Origin of the sequence: Eoetvoesiella caeni, from assembly GCF_003315175.1 — a bacterium.
Lineage (GTDB): Bacteria > Pseudomonadota > Gammaproteobacteria > Burkholderiales > Burkholderiaceae_B > Eoetvoesia > Eoetvoesia caeni.
Window position 1 is genome coordinate 1 of sequence record NZ_QNRQ01000040.1, and the last position, 2,073, is coordinate 2,073.

The 2,073-nt window shown below is 43.0% G+C and carries 1 protein-coding gene; it reads right to left on the reverse strand.

Translation table 11 applies throughout. The features are described from left to right. Positions 1-199: 199 nt before the first annotated feature. Positions 200-1,696: a hypothetical protein gene (locus DFR37_RS22925; protein ID WP_147251677.1), complete on the reverse strand. Its 1,497-nt coding sequence runs from the start codon at positions 1,694-1,696 to the stop codon at positions 200-202. Positions 1,697-2,073 lie beyond the last annotated feature (377 nt).

Genomic DNA, 2,073 nt, shown 5'->3' on the forward strand with positions numbered 1-2,073 from the left:
GTTTGAATTCTTCCGTAAATCGGGCCGTGCTCATAATCATCTCCTCAGTGAGTATTATGAGGCTAAAACGTGTCTAGCAAACCCTGGCCGATTCAAAATGTTAGCCAGCAGCACTTGGAGCATACTTACCCCTATTATTGGGTTTGATTTATTGACATGCAAACTGTATTGCATTTTTCAGAATCTTCAATTAAAAAAACTAAACATTGAAATGTACAAATATCTGCTTTCCGTATCGCTCACTTTGAGTAAGTTTAAATAAACTTTTTGCATATTGACTGTGATCGTTGCCCCACCACCACGTCATAGCACTATCGTACGCGTAATCATCACACATGCTTTGATTGGGGGTCTGAGATAGTGCAAGCCATTTCGCACATTTTTTTTCAGCCAAACAGACAACTTCGGGCCGAAGCATTTGAACAGTACCCTTTTTTGCGATGCGTGAGCTATTACTCCCCTGGGTAAAATGTGATTGTAAAAAACCATCGCATGCCTTAGCGCTAGCTAAAGTTATAACCATCCGCCAATATAGCTCGTGGTGTGCCTCCAGAGCAGCTAGTAGTCCAAAAAAGCTATCGTAAGTCCAACGAATTTGATCGTTAATGCTAAGGGAAGAAAACTGGGTATGCGGACTCATTAATCGCAAAGGAATTTGCTTTTCCTCCTTAGATTGGAGCTCTTCTATATTGCAAACTCCTTCTACTGACATTCTCCATGTTAAAAAAGCGACGGCAGGTAAACAGGCCTTTTCACTATGAAGAAATAGTGCTTCATCACGAGAGAGACTAACCAAATGTTTAATGCAAGCATGATGTGCCCGCAAATGCTTAGTATAAATATGACGACAGATGCTGCGATAGCTATGACCCACGCTATCAGCAAGATAATGCTTTGAATTATGTGTCTTGTTATCGACGACGTAAGTTCGCGAAATCAAGCGCGCGGGCTTTGCATCCACTGAAAATTTCCAATACAGCTGTTCTTTTGCGAGACCTCTAGCAAACCCCAGTTGTCGCTGCGCAAACAAATTAGGAACTTCTTCCTCTTGATGCACACGTCGCAGTTCAGTGGTAAAGAAAGAACAATGTAAAGTGTCTATTTTCACCTTTTTAAACCAGTCAAGATATTCTCTGCAGTATCCGATTATTGTGTATTGTGACGTATCATCAAGTGCGTTAAAGCGAGGTGCGTTAATAAAATGACTAAGGCGTCTTCCACAGACCACGCAAAATCGCTCATCATCTTTTGCATGAGGCGAGCAGAAGGAATTCAACGTGCTAAATAAACCGCAACGTTTACAAGGTGTAGTCAGCTTACAGCGGTGCCAAGGGCATTCTTCAATAATAGTCAGTTGAAACAAGACACAGTGGTATCCTAACTCATGACATTGTGGACAATGGCGAATATCATTCCAAGGAGTTTCTATTGGTGTGATTCCCAACTGATCCAAAAACCCCTCTTTCAACCGTTCAGCAGCTACCCCTAGAAAACCAGCATATCGCTCAAAGTAAATCCAACGACCATCCAGATAGTTTCGAGACTTACTATCGTTTTTAGGTACAGAATCCTGCTCTATCAGTTGCTCTAGTTCACGCATCGTCATGCGGTTAACCGACAATACCTTTAAAAAGACGGACCATCCTGATTCATATGGGGCGGGCGCATGAGCATCCCAAGTCAATCGATCTGACATCGTATTTCCCCCACTGTAATCATCGGTGATAACAGCCCGACCTCTTGATACGCATCTTTAAAATCTAATAGGCTATTGTCTACGAATATGGCGATGGCTTATTACTCAACGCCGTTATCTCCGTGCATTAATCCACTGAAAACCGCCAGATTTGAAGCGGCTACTGCATCCGTAATATCTCTACTCGAAATAGTGACGTTATAACAATCGTCAACTCGGAGCGCGAGAAGAAGATATTCGATCGTCAAACAGACATGCTCCATCGGGACTCCCGATTTGGTATGTTCAGCGACAATTAACTTGACCGGTCAGCGACAACTATCTTGGCCGGTTGATCTGATAGGGTTCGACACTGCAAATCGGAGGATGCGCGGTGT

Excerpts from the sequence above, each read along its gene's own strand:
- DFR37_RS22925 (WP_147251677.1), bottom strand. The coding sequence starts at position 1,696 with ATGTCAGATCGATTGACTTGGGATGCTCATGCGCCCGCCCCATATGAA.